This is a genomic window from Microbacterium sp. P5_E9 (genome assembly GCF_054049175.1).
This window is the reverse complement of record NZ_JBFUMV010000013.1, coordinates 71,964-87,368: the sequence shown is the minus strand read 5'-3', so window position 1 is coordinate 87,368 and position 15,405 is coordinate 71,964. Positions and strand designations below refer to the sequence as shown.

Sequence of the window (15,405 nt, the reverse complement as noted above, 5' to 3'; positions counted from 1 at the left end):
GAGACCGTCAGGCGATTCGCTCATCAGGAGCTGGACGGATCTGTCAAGGGCCCCGGCGGCGAGCAGCCGCGCGGTTACCGTCGAGGGGGAGGTACGCCCGATGATCGCATCCGCGAATTCCCGTGCTCGCGCCGAAAGCCGCACATCCACACCGGGCGCGGCCACGGTCGCCGGTGCGCTGAGTCCTGCCGGCGACGACGATTCCATGCTCACCGCGGCACTCGCCTCGGCGAAGCATCAAGCCATGCTGGGGACGGATGTCGCGGGCACGCTCGAGTGGTGTGTCGACGTGGGGCGGCGTGCTCCGTTGGTGGGCGAGGGCCAGACGAAGCGGTTGTGGGAACTGCTGGCAGGGGTGGCGATGCGGAATGTGTCGGCGGCGCGCATGCTCGAGCCGCATCTCGACGCGCTCAGCATCCTGCACCAGGCGGGGACGGATCTGTTTCGTCACCGGGATCCGTGGGAACTCGAGCGGGTCGCCGCAGACGGTGATTCCTCGTGGGGCGTGTTCGCGGCGGAGTCAGGCGGCGCGCGGCTCGAGGCGATCAGCACCGGGACAGGGTGGGTGCTGCGGGGGTCTAAGCCGTGGTGCTCGCTCGCCGGTGAGCTCTCGCATGCTCTGGTGACGGCATTCATCGACGAGTCCCATCGGCAGCTGTTCGCCGTGGATCTGCGCGGGCCGGGTGTGCATCCCCGGGGGAACGAGTGGTTCGCGCGCGGATTGCCGCACGTGGTCAGCGGTCCGGTCGACTTCGAAGATGTCCCGGCAGTTCCCGTCGGAGAGCCAGGGTGGTACCTGTCGCGCCGGGGTTTCGCGTGGGGCGGGATGTCGGTCGCCGCGTGCTGGTGGGGGGCGGCGCGGGGAGTCGCGAGTGCGCTCCTCGAGCCAGCGCGATCGCAGCGCGCAGACCAGCTCGCACTGGTTCATCTGGGCCGTGTGGATGCCGCACTGTGGGCCGCGCGCGCCACGCTCGCCGAGGCCGCGGACCTGATCGACCGGGGCGTTCCGCCACAGCTGGATGAGCGAATTCTGGCGGAGCGCGTACGGGCCGTGGTCGTCGACGCCGCCACGTTGACGCTCGCCGAGGCGGATGCCGCGCTCGGCCCAGGTCCCCTCGTGAAGGACGAGGACCATGCCCGGCGGGTGGCGGATCTGCATCTGTATCTGCGGCAGCACCACGGCCTGCGCGATGCCGCGCGCATCGGCCGGCTGCTCGTGGCTGCGGACTCGTGATGCGCACGTTCAGCCATCTGGATGCAGGAACGCCTGAAGCGGTGTGGCGCGGCGATCCGCGAACCCTCCACGGCCCCGAACTCCACCTGCCCGTCGATGGGCTCGTCGTCGTGGCTGCGCACCCAGACGATGAGACGCTGGGCGCTGCGGGACTCATCCGCCGAGTACACCGGCGCGGAGGCCGGGTCGCCGTGATCGTAGCGACCGACGGCGAAGCGTCGCATCCGGCGTCACCGACCCACACTCGGGAGCAGATCGCCACCCTGCGCCGGTCGGAAGTCGAGCGTGCCGTCGCCACCCTCGCCGACGGCACGCGCCTGCACTTCCTGGGGATCCCCGATGGTGCTCTGCGCGAGCACAGCGACCGCCTGGTCGAGGCGATCGCAGAGGCTCTCGACCGTCACGAGGGTCGCGGTGGCGACCTGCTCGTAGTGGCCCCATGGTCGGGCGACGGCCACCGCGATCACCGGGTCGCGGCGGAGGCGGTCGCCCGAGTTTGCGACGCGCGTGGCATCCGTCACGTGGGATACCCGATCTGGCTGTGGCATTGGGGCGCACCCGATGATGTGCCGTGGGGGTCCGCGCAGATGCTGACGCTCACGGCGGACGAGGTCGCGTCCAAGCAGGCGGCCATCGACCGACACGCGTCCCAGATCGCACCGCTGTCCCCAGCCCCCGGCGATGAGGCGGTGGTGCACGCCGACATGCGCGTGCACTTCGAACGCGGCGTTGAGCTGTTCCTCATCGAGCCGCCCGCGCGGAGTGCGGTCTCCATGACCGCAGGGTGGTTCGAGGAGTTCTACGAACGGCATGAGGATCCCTGGGGGTTCGAGACCCGGTGGTACGAACAGCGGAAGCGCAGCGTCTTGATGGCGTCGCTGCCGAAGGCGGAGATCGGCGATGTGCTCGAGATCGGCTGCTCGACGGGACTCATCACGCGAGAACTCGCCGCCCGCGCCGCCCGGGTCGTCGCGCTCGACCCGGTCGAGTCGGCCGTTGATGCGGCTCGAGCGCGGGTCGACGACGATCGCGTGACGTTCGTACAAGGTCAGGTGCCGCACGACTGGCCTGGTGGGAGGTACGACACCGTCGTGCTCTCGGAGGTCGGCTACTACCTGTCGACCGCCGATCTGGCCCGCACAATTCACCTCATCGAGGGCTGTCTGACAGATGACGGATGCCTCGTGGCCTGTCATTGGCGACACCCCGTCGCGGAGTACCCGCAAACAGGAGAGGAGGTGCATGCCGCGTTGCGTGCAAGCGCCGCCTGGGAGAGCACGGTCCGCCACGAGGAGAAGGACTTCATCCTCGAGGTGTTCAGTCGCACCCCTGCCCGCTCGGTCGCTCAACGAGAGGGGCTGGTGTGACGATTCCCGGCGTGACGACGGTGGTCGTGGCCGTGCCGGTGCACAACGAAGCGGAGCTGCTCGATCGGTGCCTGAGCGCTCTCAGCGTGGCCGCAGCGACGGCCGCGCGCCGGGGCATCCGCTGCGTGGTGCGGATCGTGCTCGACGGCTGCACCGATGGGTCGAGGCTGATCGCGGAGGCGCATCAGTTCCCGACCATGACGATCTCGGCGGAGCGAGTCGGCGACGCGCGGGCGCGAGGCATCGAGGCGGCGATGCAGGAGCTTCGTCACATCCCGCCCCAGCGAGTGTGGATCGCGAACACCGACGCGGACTCCGCGGTTCCTCCCAATTGGATCGTGGCACAGTGCGAGCTGGCAGCGTCCGGCGCAGATGTCTTCATCGGCACAGTCCGCCCCGACTTCGCCGACCTCAGTCCACGCCACCAGCGACACTGGGTGCGCACGCATTCCTCCGGCACTCCGAATGGGCACGTCCACGGTGCCAGCCTTGGTATACGCGCGAGCACCTACACTGCCGCAGGCGGTTTCGAGGCGGTCGAGGAGCACGAGGACGTCGAACTTGTGCGGCGCTGCCTGCTGCTCGGTGCGAACCTTCGCGCGAGCGCGACGGCGGAGGTGCTCACCTCCGGACGCTTCATCGGCCGCACCCCCGCCGGGTACGCCGGCTATCTGCGCGCTCAGGCGGAGATCTTGCGGTAGCCATTCGCACGTTGCCTGGGCCAATGGGGCACTCAGGGTACGCGCATCAGGTGGTCGTGACAACCCACCCGGCAGTCGAGGGGGCGGCCGCATAGCTTGTCGGTATGAGCTCAGATATCTCCGAACCGCGGCAGCCTGGGGCACCGCTCTATGACGCGACCTCGACCGGCGCCGCTGTCCCGGTGGACCCCAAACACACCCTGCAGCGGGATGTCCTGGCCCGCGAACAAGCCGAGTTCGGCGGTTTCAAGTTCGGTTCCGCCTTCTTCGGCTGGCTGACCGCCACCGGAACCGCCGTCATCCTCACCGCACTCGTCGCCGCGATCGGCGCAGCCCTCGGATTGGGCCTCGACGGGTCTGTTGACGGGGCCGCGGGCGCCGCGGCCGACAACCCCGCTCTGGTCGGGATCATCAGCGCCATCGTGCTGGGGCTGGTCCTGTTCATCGCCTACTTCGCGGGCGGATATGTCGCCGGGCGGATGGCACGTTTCAGTGGGATCAAGCAGGGACTGGCGGTGTGGATCTGGGCCGTTGCGATCGCCATCGTCGTCGCCATCATCACCGCCTTCGCGGGCAGTCAGTGGGACATCCTCGGCAACCTCAACAGTTTCCCCCGCATCCCCGTGACACCCGAGACCGCGACGCTCACCGGCATCCTGACCGCGCTCGGCGCTGCCGCGGTCACTCTCGTCGGTGCGATCCTCGGCGGCATGGCCGGCATGCGCTACCACCGCAAGGTCGACAGGGTCGGCCTCGGCCGCTAGTGCGGTCGCGGATCAATGAGCGGAGCGGAGTTGAAATGATCAGCAGCCAGAACAGCGCCAGCCTGGTCGGTGTCGACGTGACAGATGCCGACGGCAACAAGATCGGCACCGTGGGTCAGATCTTCGTCGATCCCGCGACTGGCACGCCGACCTGGGCGACGGTCAAGAGTGGGCTTTTCGGCACGTCCCACTCCTTCGTCCCGGTGGAGCACGCAGACGAGGTGGGCGGGAACCTGCACCTGCCCTACTCGAAGGACGCTGTGAAGAACGCTCCTCGGATCGCAGACGACGGTGAACTGTCCAGCGTCGACGAGGCAAGCCTGCTCGCCTACTACCGTCGGATCAGCCCGGACCAGCCTGCCGAGCGGTGACACCGTCGTCGCCGTAGCGGATGCCGCGGGCAGTCGAACGGGTCGCCGCCGGCGGAGAGGCAAGTAGCCTGCTCGCTGCGAGCCACTATCCCAGGATGGATGGGTGGAGTGGCTGGCAGCAGACGCGGTTCGCGACGAGGACTGGGACTTCCAGAGCCTCAGCTCGAAGGCGATGAGCACCGTTCCTTCACACGCATCCCGTGGCGCGCTCCTCGTCGCCTGGCCGCCGAGCGTGACCTCGCCGAGATCGACGAGGCACTCACCCGGTGGAGCTCCGGCGACTACGGCCGATGCGAGGGATGCGGTCGAAGCATCCCGATGGAAAGGCTGCGGGTGCGACCAGTTGCGAGGCGCTGCGTGCCCTGCGCGGAGCGGGTCGGCGGCTGACCCCTCACGCAGACCGCTGTTTACCGGGGAGACCGCCCGGCAGCGTTCACCCGGCGGGTGCAGAGTTCGCGTCGATCGCCCAGGCGGTGATGGCGACGGTCGAGCCTTCGACGATGTCGAGATCGATTGGCCAGGAGCCTCGGGTCATGCCGGCGGTAGGCGCGGCGTAGACGGTCTTCGTGACGAGTGCACCATGCGGGGACGCGGCATCCCACCCCAGAACAGACACCGCGTAGCCGCCGGCGGGCACCTCGATGCGCTGGGGGCCGTAGTCCTGCGCCATGAACGACCCGCCCTGCTCAACGGTCACCGCGAGCAGGTGCTGGTTCTGGTCGCCGAACGCCACATCGGGGTACCCCTCGATCACGCAGGGTTCGTCCGAGAAGTTCATCAGCCGGATCGGCAGGCCGCGGTGCCCGGTCGCCGCATCGGGCTCGCCCTTCAGCAGCATCGCCTTTTCGGGCGTGCACCACTCCGGGTCCAGGTCGGGGGAGGCGTCCGCCTTATCGGGCACCGGCACTCCTGGCGCGTCGGGGTCAGGCATGGCGCCGAAGGTGACGGCCGCCTCAGCCTCCTGCCGCGCGGCGGTATCCGCCTCGATCGCGGCAGTGCGCGCGTTGTCGGCCGCCACGCCGGTCGTGACCACAGCGATCACGGCGACGGCCGCGGCCGGCAGGAGCCAGGCGGGTCGCCGCGTCCGCGTCATCGGCTCCTCTGCGCCGGCCCCAACGGGAGCCGGCGTGCGGGCGACCAGGCCTGGCATCCACCCCACCGCCAGCCCCCACACGGCGCCGGATGCTGCGGCGGCGCCGAACTCGCCGACCAGCAGCCCGCGTGGTCCGAAGGTGGCGAGGGATCCCCAGGCGCCGGCGATGTCCAGGGCAAGCCCGACCAGCGCGCCCGCTGCGACGGTCGCGAACCAGGCTGCGACCAGCGTTGTGCTGCCCCGGCTCGCGGCCGCGGTGAACAACGCATGCGCGAGCGCGACTGCGATCCCGCTGATGACGAGCGTGAGGATCAGCCACAGACCGCTTTCGCCCCACATCAGTCCCGACGGCACCACCTCGGGCACCAGAAGGGCGAGTTGGGCCGCGGACCCTTGGATCTGCGAGAAGGCCCAGCGGACGACGGCGAACAGGAGCCAGAGTGCGGCCGCGAGAGCGCTCGATGCGAGCAGGCGGCGGCTGATTGATGTGCGCATCGCCTCTCATCCTGACTCATCCGCCGTTCCGATCCGCGAGGTGTCCGGGGTGAGCCCTCGCCTTCAGGCGAAGAGCTCGTCGAACGCGTCCGTGCGCACGCGTGGAGCCGCGACGGTCCGTTTGATCGCAGGCTCGGGGTTTGCGGCGGCGGTGCTGACCGACTCCATGAGAGCGCGTGCGGGCTCGGTCAGGAACCTGCTGGGCTTGGCGGCGACGTGTTTGGCGAGGAACGCGGTGGGATGCGTGGGCAGCTGGGAGGGCACGTACACGTCGAGGTCGTCGCGCGCGCGGGTGAGAGCGACGTAGAAGAGTCGCTCCTCCTCGGCGAGGCCAGCGGGCGAGGTGAGTGCCATGTCCGAGGGCATCGCACCGTCGTTCGCGCGCAGGAGGTGCACGCTGTCCCATTCCAGCCCCTTCGCGGAGTGGATCGTGGACAGGGTCAGCCAGTCCTCGTCGAGATGTGGCTGCTTCGCCCAGTCGCCGGCGACGTTCACCGGGTCGATCGCCTGCTCACTGACGAACGTGCGGAGATCGCTCTGTTGAGCGGCGGCCTGAGCGATGCCGTCGACTTCGGTCACCCGACGGTGCCAATCCGGATAGTGCGCGCGCAGCAGTGGATCCACCGCGCCTCGGCATGCTTCGACCAGCTCCGGCACGGCGGTCGTGGAGTCGACGGCGCCCAGCAGCGACAGGGTCGACGCGAGCCGGGTGCGCGCCTTCGCCGGGGCCGCCGCGACCGCGTCGGCCGTGCGATCGACGCCCCCGTCCGCGAGGATCCTGGCGAGCCCGCGTGCACTCGCTTTGCCGATCGCGCGGTGGCGGGTGAGCAGGCGGTACCAGGACACCTCATCTGCGGGATTGAGCACCACTCGGAAGCTCGCCAGCAAGTCCCGCACATGCGACGTCTCCAGGTAGCCGATCCCGCCGAACTTGTGGAACGGGATCGCCCGCACCTTGAGCTCGACCTCGAGCTGCGCGCTGTGGGATCCGGTGCGCATCAGCACGGCCTGCGAGCGCAGCGGCGTGCCATCGACGTGCGCGGCGAGGATGCGGTCCGCGATCGTGCGGGCCTCGTCGTCGGCGTTCCGGCAGGTGACCAGCGTCGGTCGGGCGCCCGGCTGCGGACGGTCGGCGACGAGCCGCAGCCTCAGTTCGCCCGGGCGCACCTCGTTCGCGAGGTCGAGGATCGGCTGTGTGGAACGGAAGTTGCGTTCGAGGCGCACGAGGGTGGCGTCCGGGTACGCGTCGATGAGCTCGAGCAGGTGGCCGGCGCTCGCCCCTCGGAACGCGTAGATCGCCTGTGCGTCGTCGCCGACTACCGTGAGCCCGCGGCCGTCGGGACTGAGGCCGCGCACGATGTCCACCTGAAGCTGGTTGACGTCCTGGTACTCGTCGACGAGCACCCAGTCCCAGCGCGCCCGCAGCCGCGCTCCGACATCGGGATCAGCGACCAGCGCCCGCCACGCGATGAGCAGATCATCCAGGTCGAGCAGGCCACGCTCGCGCTTGCGGTCGCGGTAATGCCGCAGCAGGCCGACGACCGCGTCGGCCTGCTCGAGCGCCCACGGAAACTGCTCTTCGATGACGGCGCGGGCCGGGGTCGCGGTGTTGATCGCGCGGGAGGCGATGTCGGCGATGGTGCGTGTCGTGGGCAGCCGCACCTCGGTGCCGTCGAGCCCGTGCTCCCCGCGGAGCAGGTCGATCAGGTCGATGACGTCGTCGGGATCGATGACCGTCACGTCCGCCAGCCCCAGATGCTGCGCATGCTCGGCGACGACGCGGTGCGCGACGGCATGGAAAGTGCCGCCGGCCATGCGCTGCGCGGCTTGAGCGTCGCCGCACATGGCCGCAGCGCGAGAGAGCATCGCGGATGCCGCGCGCCGAGTGAATGTCAGCAGCAGGATCCGTTCAGGTGCTACCCCCGCCTCGAGCAGCCGCGCAACTCGCGCGGTGAGCACGCGCGTCTTGCCGGTGCCGGCCCCTGCCGCGACCACAAGCGGCCCATCGCCGTGCTCGACTGCCTCGAGCTGCGCCGGATCCAGCCCGGCAAGTGCATCGCTTAGTGCCACAGAGGTGACGGTAACGAGAACCCCCGACACTCCGCCGTTATGACGAGTTCGCGGGCGTCTCGAAGTGGGCCAGACTCCTGCGCGTGCGCGACGAACACTGCCGCTTTCCCGGGTGCCGCACGCACCTACGTCGATAGGCCCCCGCCCACGCTCCGGTTCGTCCCGACCTGAGCCGAAGGGCACTGGGCTGTGGTTGGCTGGGCCTCATGAGACATGTTGCGCGGTGGGCTCTTGCCCTGGCTCTGGTGTTCGCCGGTGTGAGCCACCTGTTCTGGGGGCGCGGAGAGTTCCAGGCTCAGGTGCCCGACCTCACCACCAAGGTGCTGGACAAAGACGCGGTCGTCGTCGCCTCGGGTGTGGTCGAGGTCATGCTCGGCGCCGCACTCGTGGCGCTGCCGAAGTCGCGCAGCGCGGTCGGCGCGATCGTGGCGGCACTCTTCGTCGCGGTCTTCCCTGGCAACGTCGAGCAGTACGTCAAGCACCGCGACGGCTTCGGACTCGACACCGACACCAAGCGGCTCGTGCGCCTCTTCTTCCAGCCCGCGCTGGTGGCCTGGGCGATCTGGTCGACGCGAACGCAGCCGCAGGACTAATCGGCGGCGGCCTCCTGCGGGTCGAGGAACCCCAGCAGGTGCGGGGCGATCGCGGCCGCCTTGACATCGTGGTCCTGCCCCTCGACCACCTCGAACCGTGCGCCCGGCACGGCTTCGGCCAAGGTACTGACGCCGTACGAGAGAAACTCCGGGCTCGCTCCGCCGGCCAGGGTGAGGGCCGGGATGCTGAGCCCCGCCGCGAGATCGAACGGCACTGTGCTGTCGCCCATCGCGGCGTCGTCGTAGGCGAGCGTCGGCGCGAGGGCCACCATCCCCGGCCAGCCGGGTGACTGGCGCACACCCGCGATCCCGGCATCCGGTGTGCCCACTCGGCGCAGGAATGCAGCGACCGCCTCATCGGGGAGGCCGGCGGCGAGCGCTGCGCCGAGCGCCGCGGTGTACTCCACCGCGCCTGCGAGGGCGCTCGGGGGCATGAACGGCACTTCGTAGACCGCCAGCGCCGACACGCGTGACGGCCCGAGCGCAGCAGCCGCCCGCAGCGCGAGCGCGCCCCCGGACGAGATGCCGAAGAGCGCGGCCCGGCCTCCCGCGGCGTCGATGAGCGCGGCGATGTCCTCGATCTCGCGCTCGACGGCGAATGGCAGGGTGTCGCCGCTCTCGCCACGGCCCCTGCGGTCGTAGAGCACCACGGTCAGCTGCCCGCTCAGCGCTTCGGCGATCGGCCGCATCGGCCCTCCGCCGCGGAAGCACATCGCGCCGTCGATCAGGATGACGGCCGGCCCGTCGCCCATGATGTCGTACGCGATCAGGGTGCCGTCGGGGGAGGTGAGGGTGGCCATGGGTGCTCCTTTGGGGGTCACGTCCTATTGTCCGTGCAGATCGCCGCGGCCGGATCATGGCAACCGGCGGACTCAGCCCCTAGGCTTTCGGCGAATCGCCCGACTCGCAGGGCGCACCCGGAAGGACCCGCCGATGAGCGCTGGCCAGACCAACCCCACACCCACTCCCGGCAGCACAGCCGCCGCGCCACCGCCGGCCGGCGTGAGCCGAACGGCTCTCATTTGGATCGGAGTGGCAGTCGTGGTGCTGTCGTTCGTGGCGGCGTTCCTCGGCTCGTGGCTCGCGCGATCGGCCGACGGTGACGAAGAAGAGGCCGCGCCCACCCCGACGGCCAGCGCCAGCGAGGAGGTATCGGCGGACTACGAGGAGATCATCGCGGAGATCCTGCCCGCCGGCTCGGCCGTGCGTACCGGAACCGGCGCGCCTGAGTCCGGCAAGGGCTATGAGGGCGACGTCTACATCGACCGCAAAACGGCCGATGTGTACGCGTTCCAGGACGACTGGGTGTGGGTCGGCAACATCCGCACCAGCGCCGCCGAGAACCTGACCGGCGAGACGGGACCGGCGGGCACGCCCGGCGAGCCCGGCGAGGCGGGTGCCCCGGGCACCGCGGGCACCCAGGTGCTCATCGGCGAGGGCACGCCAGACGCCCAGACCTGCGAGACCGACGGTGACATCTACATCGACACCGTGGCCGGCCAGTTCTACGGCTGCGAGGGCGGAACGTGGACGGAATCCGGTCCGGCCCACGCCGCCACCCCAACCCCGGCGCCCTGAACCCCGCTACGCCTTGACTGACGCCGCGACAGTGAACTTCTTGTTGCGCGCGACCTGACGCGTCGGTCCGACGAGGCGCTCGAGGGCCGGGCGGTAGAACAGGGTGGAGTTCCATACCGTCCACAGTTCGCCGCCCGGCCGGAGCACCCGCGCCGCGTCGCCGAACAGGCGTGGAGCGAGGCCCTCATGAATGGCGCCGCCGACGTGGAACGGCGGATTGAGCGTGATGAACGAGGCGCTCGCGTCAGGCAGGCCCGAGAGCGCGTCCTCGCGGACGATGGTCACGCGATCCTCAACGCCGTTCGCTGCGGCCGTGGCGCGAGCCGACGCGACGGCGATCGAGGACTGATCGCTCGCATACACCTGCAGTTCCGGATGCCGGCGAGCCAGCCAGGCAGCGACGACTCCGGTGCCGCACGCCATGTCGACCGCGGGATCAGCCTGCGGGATGTCGGCGGGCAGACTCTCGAGCAGGAAGCGCGTGCCGATGTCGATCCCCGTACCGGCGAAGGCTCCGCCGAACGCCGACACGACGAGTCCGTCGTGCACCTCGCTCCGCGGCTGCGGCTCACGACCGTCATGCGGGCCGCGGGCGACGAGCACCCGCGACTTCTGCCGCGCATGCGTGACATCGACCGTGGTGAAGTGCTCGCGGAGCACGTCGTTCATCGACGTCGTCATGTACTTGAGCCGCCCACCGGCGAACACCCGCACCTCAGGTGACGCGTGCGCGGCGATCAGACCGGCGATGTCCCGCAGCGCGTCGAGCGACCGGGGGAGGCGCACGAGCACGATCTCGGCATCCCGCACCAGTTCAGCGTCGAACGCGAGCGAGCGGTACGTGCCGGAGAGCCCGAGCGTCTCGGCGTTCGCCGCCAGCGCTCGTTCCCCGGTCACGGTGTCCTGGTGGACACGGATGCCGAGCCCACCGGCTTCTCGCTCGGAGGCGTCGGCCGCGGACCCGAGTGCGAGCGCGCCGTAGCCATCGCCGATGACCACGAGCCGCCCTGCGCTCACCTGCGCGCGCGCCTCCGCGGACTCATCGAGGATGAGCCGGTCGGCAGCATCCGCTGCCGGCAGATCCGGGGACTCGACGTCGGGCCAGCGCCGCAGCGCGTCTAGGGGAGATTCCACGTCCCCACGGTAGCCCGCGGGTATGCGGTGAACCTGTGCGCTCAGCGCGCGCGACGCTCGAGGCCGTCGAGCAGGATGTCGAGACCGAACTCGAACTCGGTCTGGTCGTCGCACCAGCCGAGGGTCGAGTCGGGGTCATCGTGCACGACCTCGGCCAGCATCGCGGCGAGGTTCGGGGCGAGTGCGATCATGCTCGCGAGTTCGTCCTCGGATGGCGTGGACGAGCCGTCGCTGGAAGAGCTGTCCATGCGGAGCTCCTGGGTGAAGCCGTACAGGCGGCTGCCCAGGGCATGCAGGGCGTGGTGGATGAGGTCGAAGGAGACCCCGCCGGCATGCATGATCGCGACGCCGCCGTCGACGTAGCGGGCCATCGTCGGGCCCAGCGTCGAGCGGGACTCCATGACCTGCGGCACCCAGGGATGGCGCAGCATCACCCGGCGAGCACCGAGGATCCGCGCCCGCAGCGAGTGCGCCCACGGAACGTCGGGTCCCTGCGCTCCGAAGCCGCCGACCTCGGTCTCGATCTCGGCGAAGGTGCGCTCGACGAGCCCGTCGAGGATCGCGTCCTTGTTGGGCAGGTGGTAGTAGATCGACATCGCCTCGACCCCGAGGTCGTCGGCGAGGCGGCGCATGGTGAGGGCGTCGATGCCCTCGCGATCGGCGATCACGGTCGCGGTCTCGAGCACCCTGTCCTGCGTGAGCGGCGAGCGCTCCGCGAGCCTGCGTCCCGGCATCCGTCCACCTCCTTCCTCACCGTAGCGCGCGATATTCGCCCGGGGGTCTGGACGCGCGGCGGATACCGCGCTACCTTACAGTGTAATACTTACGGCGTAAGGGAGCGATCATGACCACAGTTTCGCGGCACGCGGCAGGGTCCAGCGCGTCAGCCAAGACGATGCGGGCGGCGGTCGCCCGCCGGTTCGGCGGCCCGGAGGTCGTGAGCATCGAGACGGTCGCGGTCCCGGAGCCTCGCCCCGACGAAGTCCGCGTGCGCGTCCGAGCCGCAGGCGTGAGCGTCGCCGACCATCGCATGCGCTCGCGCGACCTGCCCCGCGGACTCGGGGCGCTCGGGCTGGTGATGATCGGGGTGTTCCGGCCGCGGCATCCGATCCTCGGCACCGACGCCGCCGGAGTGATCGACGCGGTCGGAAGCGACGTGCGCGGGTTCGCCGTGGGCGACGAGGTCCTCGCGATCCGCGGGTTCGACATGGGCTGTCACGCGGAGTTCGTCGCCCTGAAGGCGAAGGACGTGTTTCGCAAGCCGGCGAACCTGACATTCGAGGAGGCTGCCGCGCTGCCGTTTGGGGCTCTCACCGCCCTGTCGTTCCTCGATCGCGTGGAGCTGGGCGAAGGCACCGAAGTCCTGGTCAACGGCGGGTCGAGTGCGGTCGGGAGCATCGTGATCCAGCTGGCTGCGGCAGCCGGCGCTCGGGTGACGGCGGTGACGAGTGCCGGCAACGCCGAGCTCGTGCGCTCGCTGGGCGCGGAGCGCGTCATCGACTACGCGACCACCGACTTCGCCGCGGAGGGCCTCACCTACGACGTGATCGTCGAGTGCGTCGGCAACGCGCCGTTCGAACGGGTGGCGCCGATCCTGCGCCGCGGTGGAGCGCTCCTGCTCGTCATCGCCGATCTGAAGGGGATGCTCGGCACCCGCCGCAACTCGCGCCGCAGCGGCGCGCTCGTCACCTATCAGGGCGCGAAGCTGACGGCGGGTGAGGCGCTGCGACGGATGACGGAGCTCGCCGAGTCCGGCGCGCTCGTCCCCGTCATCGACAGCATCCATCCGCTCGCGGATGTGGCCCTGGCGCATCGCCGCGTGGACACCGGCCACAAGCGCGGGAACGTGGTGCTGCGCATGGCGTGAGCCACTGGTGCGCTTCCGCGATCCGGGGGACGATGGTCGCAATTGGTCCGCGATGACGCGGGAGGACCCCTTGGCAGCGACATCCGCTCTCTCCACCCACCGGACGGTGGCGCTCATCGGCGCGATGGGCTCGGGCAAGACGACCCTCGCGGAGGCGCTGCTCTACCGAGCGGGCGCGATCCCGCGGATGGGGAGCGTCGAGCAGGGGACGACAACGCTGGATCACGAGCCGGAGGAGATCGCGCGGGGCGCCACCCTCGGGCTCGCGCCTGCGTGGTTCACGTGGCGCGAAGACGGCACCGAGCGGGACGTGACGCTCATCGACACGCCAGGGCATCCGGACTTCATCGGCGCCGTGGACGGTGCGCTCTCCGTCGCGGATGTCGCGGTGGTCGTGGTGAGCGCTGTCGACGGCGTCACCGGCGGCACCCGCGCCGCTTGGACGGCATCGGCGGCGGCCGGTGTGCCGCGCATCATCGTCGTGACCCAGGAGGATCGCGCGCGCGCCGACTTCCGGCGCACGCTCGCGCAGCTGCGCACCGCCTTCGGCGAGACGCTCTGGCCGCTCGAGCTGCCCCTCGGCGAGGAGGCGGACTTCCACGGGATCGCCGACCTCCTCTCCGAGGAGGCGCTCGTCTACGACGAGTCCGGCCACCACCATGGTGACGCGCTCCCCGAGGGCATCGCGGTGGAGGAGCATCGCCTGCACCAGGAGGTCACCGAGGAGATCGTCTCCCGCGACGACGAGCAGCTCGAGGCCTACCTGGACGGGAACGAGCCCTCGTCACCCGACCTGGAGCGCACGCTCGTGAAGGCGGTCGCAGCGGGCGAGGTGGTGCCCGTCATCCTCTGCTCCGCCGTCACCGGGACGGGGATCGACCACATCATCGACCTGATCTGCGACCTCGCCCCGTCCGGCGGCACGCATGACGGGCGGATCCTCCTCGGCGTCGATGCCGACGGAAACGGCGGCAGCGAGCATCGCGTCGCGCCTGATCCGGCGGGGGAGGCGCTCGTCCACGTGTTCCGCACGGTCGCCGATCCGTTCGTCGGTCAGGTCGCGATGCTCAAGGTGCTGTCCGGGGTGATGCGGCCGGGGGATCGGCTGCACAACGCCACCACGGGCGTCGAAGAGCGCATCGCCGGCATCTTCCGCCTCCGCGGGGCCGAGCACCTGCAGGCGGATTCGCTGCGCGCCGGAGAGATCGGTGCGGTCGCCAAGCTCACCGGGAGTCCGGCCGGGTCGCTGCTGTGGACGAGGACCAGCGGCGGGGCGCGCCCGATGCGGCTCCCCGTGCGCGCGCCGGTCTTCGCGGTGAGCCTCGAGCCGGTGTCGCAGTCCGATGACGCCAAGCTCACAACGGCGCTGGCGCGCCTCGTCGCCGAGGATCCGACCCTCGTGGTCGATCGAGCTGGAAGCGACACGCTCCTGCGGGGCCTCGGCGAGACCCACATCGCCGTCGGCGTCGAGCGGCTGGCCCGCGTGCTCGGCGTGCACGTCACGACGGACAGCGCGCCGATCGCGTACCGCGAGACGATCTCCGGCACGGCCGAGGCGGAGGGCAAGCTCAAGAAGCAGTCGGGCGGACACGGCCAGTTCGCCGTCGTGCACGTACGGGTATCGCCGCTTGCGCCTGGGGGCGGCTTCGAATTCATCGATTCCGTCGTGGGCGGCTCCGTGCCGCGCTCCTACATTCCCGCCGTCGAGCGCGGCGCCCGCGAGGCGTTCGCCTCCGGTGGTCCGCTCGGGCATCCGGTCGTCGACGTCCGGGTCGAACTCCTCGACGGCAAGGCGCATTCGGTGGACTCGTCCGAGATGGCGTTCCGCACCGCGGCGTCGCTCGGGGTGAAGGCCGCGCTCGCCGAGGCCGGCACCGTGCGACTCGAACCGGTGTCCATCGTCACCGTCACGGTTCCGGCCGATCACCAGGGTCCCGTGCTCACCGATCTTTCCGGTCGACGTGGGCGGGTCATCGCGAGCGAGACCGCCGACGAAGGCCGCGCCCGGGTCATCGCGAGCGTGCCAGATGCCGAGTTGGGCCGGTACGTGCTCGACCTGCGCGCCCTCACCGGCGGCGAAGCCGAGCTGACGATCGCCCCGGACCGGTACGAGCGCGCTCCCGCCTGAGCGTGCACGC

Annotated in this window: 15 protein-coding genes; 10 read left to right on the top strand and 5 right to left on the bottom strand. The window is 70.4% G+C overall.

Annotated features, from left to right (window positions below):
- The first annotated feature begins 100 nt into the window (after positions 1-100).
- The 6 genes from ACXJ3V_RS15030 to ACXJ3V_RS15005 all read left to right on the top strand — a co-directional run bounded on the left by ACXJ3V_RS15030 (position 101) and on the right by ACXJ3V_RS15005 (position 4,824).
- On the top strand, positions 101-1,234 hold the full coding sequence (locus tag ACXJ3V_RS15030) for an acyl-CoA dehydrogenase family protein (protein WP_457101135.1): 1,134 nt from the start codon (positions 101-103) through the stop codon (positions 1,232-1,234).
- Positions 1,234-2,601: a PIG-L family deacetylase gene (locus tag ACXJ3V_RS15025; RefSeq protein ID WP_457101134.1), complete on the top strand. Its 1,368-nt coding sequence runs from the start codon at positions 1,234-1,236 to the stop codon at positions 2,599-2,601. The genes ACXJ3V_RS15030 and ACXJ3V_RS15025 overlap by 1 nt, the downstream gene beginning before the upstream one ends.
- The gene (locus tag ACXJ3V_RS15020; RefSeq protein ID WP_457101133.1) at positions 2,598-3,302 is read left to right on the top strand and encodes a glycosyltransferase; all 705 of its coding nucleotides are present in this window, start codon (positions 2,598-2,600) and stop codon (positions 3,300-3,302) included. Before ACXJ3V_RS15025 ends, ACXJ3V_RS15020 begins: the two co-directional genes overlap by 4 nt.
- Before the next feature lie 104 nt (positions 3,303-3,406).
- Positions 3,407-4,066: a hypothetical protein gene (locus ACXJ3V_RS15015; protein WP_457101132.1), complete on the top strand. Its 660-nt coding sequence runs from the start codon at positions 3,407-3,409 to the stop codon at positions 4,064-4,066.
- 35 nt (positions 4,067-4,101) lie between these two features.
- Entirely contained in the window at positions 4,102-4,437 is a 336-nt protein-coding gene (locus ACXJ3V_RS15010; protein WP_457101131.1) for a PRC-barrel domain-containing protein, read from the top strand.
- 99 nt (positions 4,438-4,536) lie between these two features.
- Positions 4,537-4,824, top strand: coding sequence for a TraR/DksA family transcriptional regulator (locus ACXJ3V_RS15005; RefSeq protein WP_457101130.1), 288 nt, complete (start codon positions 4,537-4,539; stop codon positions 4,822-4,824).
- Positions 4,825-4,870: 46 nt separating this feature from the next.
- Here ACXJ3V_RS15005 and ACXJ3V_RS15000 read toward each other — a convergent pair whose 3' ends face one another.
- Both ACXJ3V_RS15000 and ACXJ3V_RS14995 read right to left on the bottom strand, forming a co-directional pair.
- The gene (locus ACXJ3V_RS15000; RefSeq protein WP_457101129.1) at positions 4,871-6,025 is read right to left on the bottom strand and encodes a DUF4232 domain-containing protein; all 1,155 of its coding nucleotides are present in this window, start codon (positions 6,023-6,025) and stop codon (positions 4,871-4,873) included.
- 63 nt (positions 6,026-6,088) lie between these two features.
- The gene (locus ACXJ3V_RS14995) at positions 6,089-8,095 is read right to left on the bottom strand and encodes an ATP-dependent helicase (protein WP_457101128.1); all 2,007 of its coding nucleotides are present in this window, start codon (positions 8,093-8,095) and stop codon (positions 6,089-6,091) included.
- A 206-nt stretch (positions 8,096-8,301) separates the two neighbouring features.
- On the opposite strand from ACXJ3V_RS14995, the gene ACXJ3V_RS14990 reads away from it, so the two are divergent.
- Positions 8,302-8,688 (top strand): DoxX family protein, encoded by a 387-nt coding sequence (locus tag ACXJ3V_RS14990; RefSeq protein ID WP_457101127.1) that lies wholly within the window; start codon positions 8,302-8,304, stop codon positions 8,686-8,688.
- On the opposite strand, the gene ACXJ3V_RS14985 is transcribed toward ACXJ3V_RS14990, so the two are convergent.
- Positions 8,685-9,488, bottom strand: a complete 804-nt coding sequence (locus ACXJ3V_RS14985; RefSeq protein ID WP_457101126.1) for an alpha/beta fold hydrolase — start codon at positions 9,486-9,488, stop codon at positions 8,685-8,687. The genes ACXJ3V_RS14990 and ACXJ3V_RS14985 overlap by 4 nt on opposite strands.
- A gap of 133 nt (positions 9,489-9,621) precedes the next feature.
- Here ACXJ3V_RS14985 and ACXJ3V_RS14980 point away from each other — a divergent pair, with 133 nt between their 5' ends.
- A complete protein-coding gene (locus ACXJ3V_RS14980; RefSeq protein ID WP_457101125.1) occupies positions 9,622-10,266 on the top strand; it encodes a hypothetical protein in 645 nt (214 codons plus the stop codon).
- A 6-nt stretch (positions 10,267-10,272) separates the two neighbouring features.
- On the opposite strand, the gene ACXJ3V_RS14975 is transcribed toward ACXJ3V_RS14980, so the two are convergent.
- Together ACXJ3V_RS14975 and ACXJ3V_RS14970 are read right to left on the bottom strand one after the other, a co-directional pair.
- A complete protein-coding gene (locus ACXJ3V_RS14975; protein WP_457101124.1) occupies positions 10,273-11,400 on the bottom strand; it encodes a class I SAM-dependent methyltransferase in 1,128 nt (375 codons plus the stop codon).
- Positions 11,401-11,441: 41 nt separating this feature from the next.
- A complete protein-coding gene (locus ACXJ3V_RS14970; protein ID WP_457101123.1) occupies positions 11,442-12,134 on the bottom strand; it encodes a TetR/AcrR family transcriptional regulator in 693 nt (230 codons plus the stop codon).
- Between the two features lie 110 nt (positions 12,135-12,244).
- On the opposite strand from ACXJ3V_RS14970, the gene ACXJ3V_RS14965 reads away from it, so the two are divergent.
- Both ACXJ3V_RS14965 and ACXJ3V_RS14960 read left to right on the top strand, forming a co-directional pair.
- Positions 12,245-13,267, top strand: coding sequence for an NAD(P)-dependent alcohol dehydrogenase (locus ACXJ3V_RS14965; RefSeq protein ID WP_457101122.1), 1,023 nt, complete (start codon positions 12,245-12,247; stop codon positions 13,265-13,267).
- 70 nt (positions 13,268-13,337) lie between these two features.
- Positions 13,338-15,395 (top strand): elongation factor G, encoded by a 2,058-nt coding sequence (locus ACXJ3V_RS14960; protein WP_457101121.1) that lies wholly within the window; start codon positions 13,338-13,340, stop codon positions 15,393-15,395.
- Positions 15,396-15,405: the final 10 nt, after the last annotated feature.

Bases quoted from the DNA above. Each gene is read 5' to 3' on its own strand.
- ACXJ3V_RS15030 (WP_457101135.1), top strand. From the start codon at position 101: ATGATCGCATCCGCGAATTCCCGTGCTCGCGCCGAAAGCCGCACATCC.
- ACXJ3V_RS15025 (WP_457101134.1), top strand. From the start codon at position 1,234: ATGCGCACGTTCAGCCATCTGGATGCAGGAACGCCTGAAGCGGTGTGG.
- ACXJ3V_RS15015 (WP_457101132.1), top strand. From the start codon at position 3,407: ATGAGCTCAGATATCTCCGAACCGCGGCAGCCTGGGGCACCGCTCTAT.
- ACXJ3V_RS15010 (WP_457101131.1), top strand. From the start codon at position 4,102: ATGATCAGCAGCCAGAACAGCGCCAGCCTGGTCGGTGTCGACGTGACA.
- ACXJ3V_RS15005 (WP_457101130.1), top strand. From the start codon at position 4,537: ATGGGTGGAGTGGCTGGCAGCAGACGCGGTTCGCGACGAGGACTGGGA.
- ACXJ3V_RS15000 (WP_457101129.1), bottom strand. From the start codon at position 6,025: ATGCGCACATCAATCAGCCGCCGCCTGCTCGCATCGAGCGCTCTCGCG.
- ACXJ3V_RS14990 (WP_457101127.1), top strand. From the start codon at position 8,302: ATGAGACATGTTGCGCGGTGGGCTCTTGCCCTGGCTCTGGTGTTCGCC.
- ACXJ3V_RS14985 (WP_457101126.1), bottom strand. From the start codon at position 9,488: ATGGCCACCCTCACCTCCCCCGACGGCACCCTGATCGCGTACGACATC.
- ACXJ3V_RS14980 (WP_457101125.1), top strand. From the start codon at position 9,622: ATGAGCGCTGGCCAGACCAACCCCACACCCACTCCCGGCAGCACAGCC.
- ACXJ3V_RS14970 (WP_457101123.1), bottom strand. From the start codon at position 12,134: ATGCCGGGACGCAGGCTCGCGGAGCGCTCGCCGCTCACGCAGGACAGG.
- ACXJ3V_RS14965 (WP_457101122.1), top strand. From the start codon at position 12,245: ATGACCACAGTTTCGCGGCACGCGGCAGGGTCCAGCGCGTCAGCCAAG.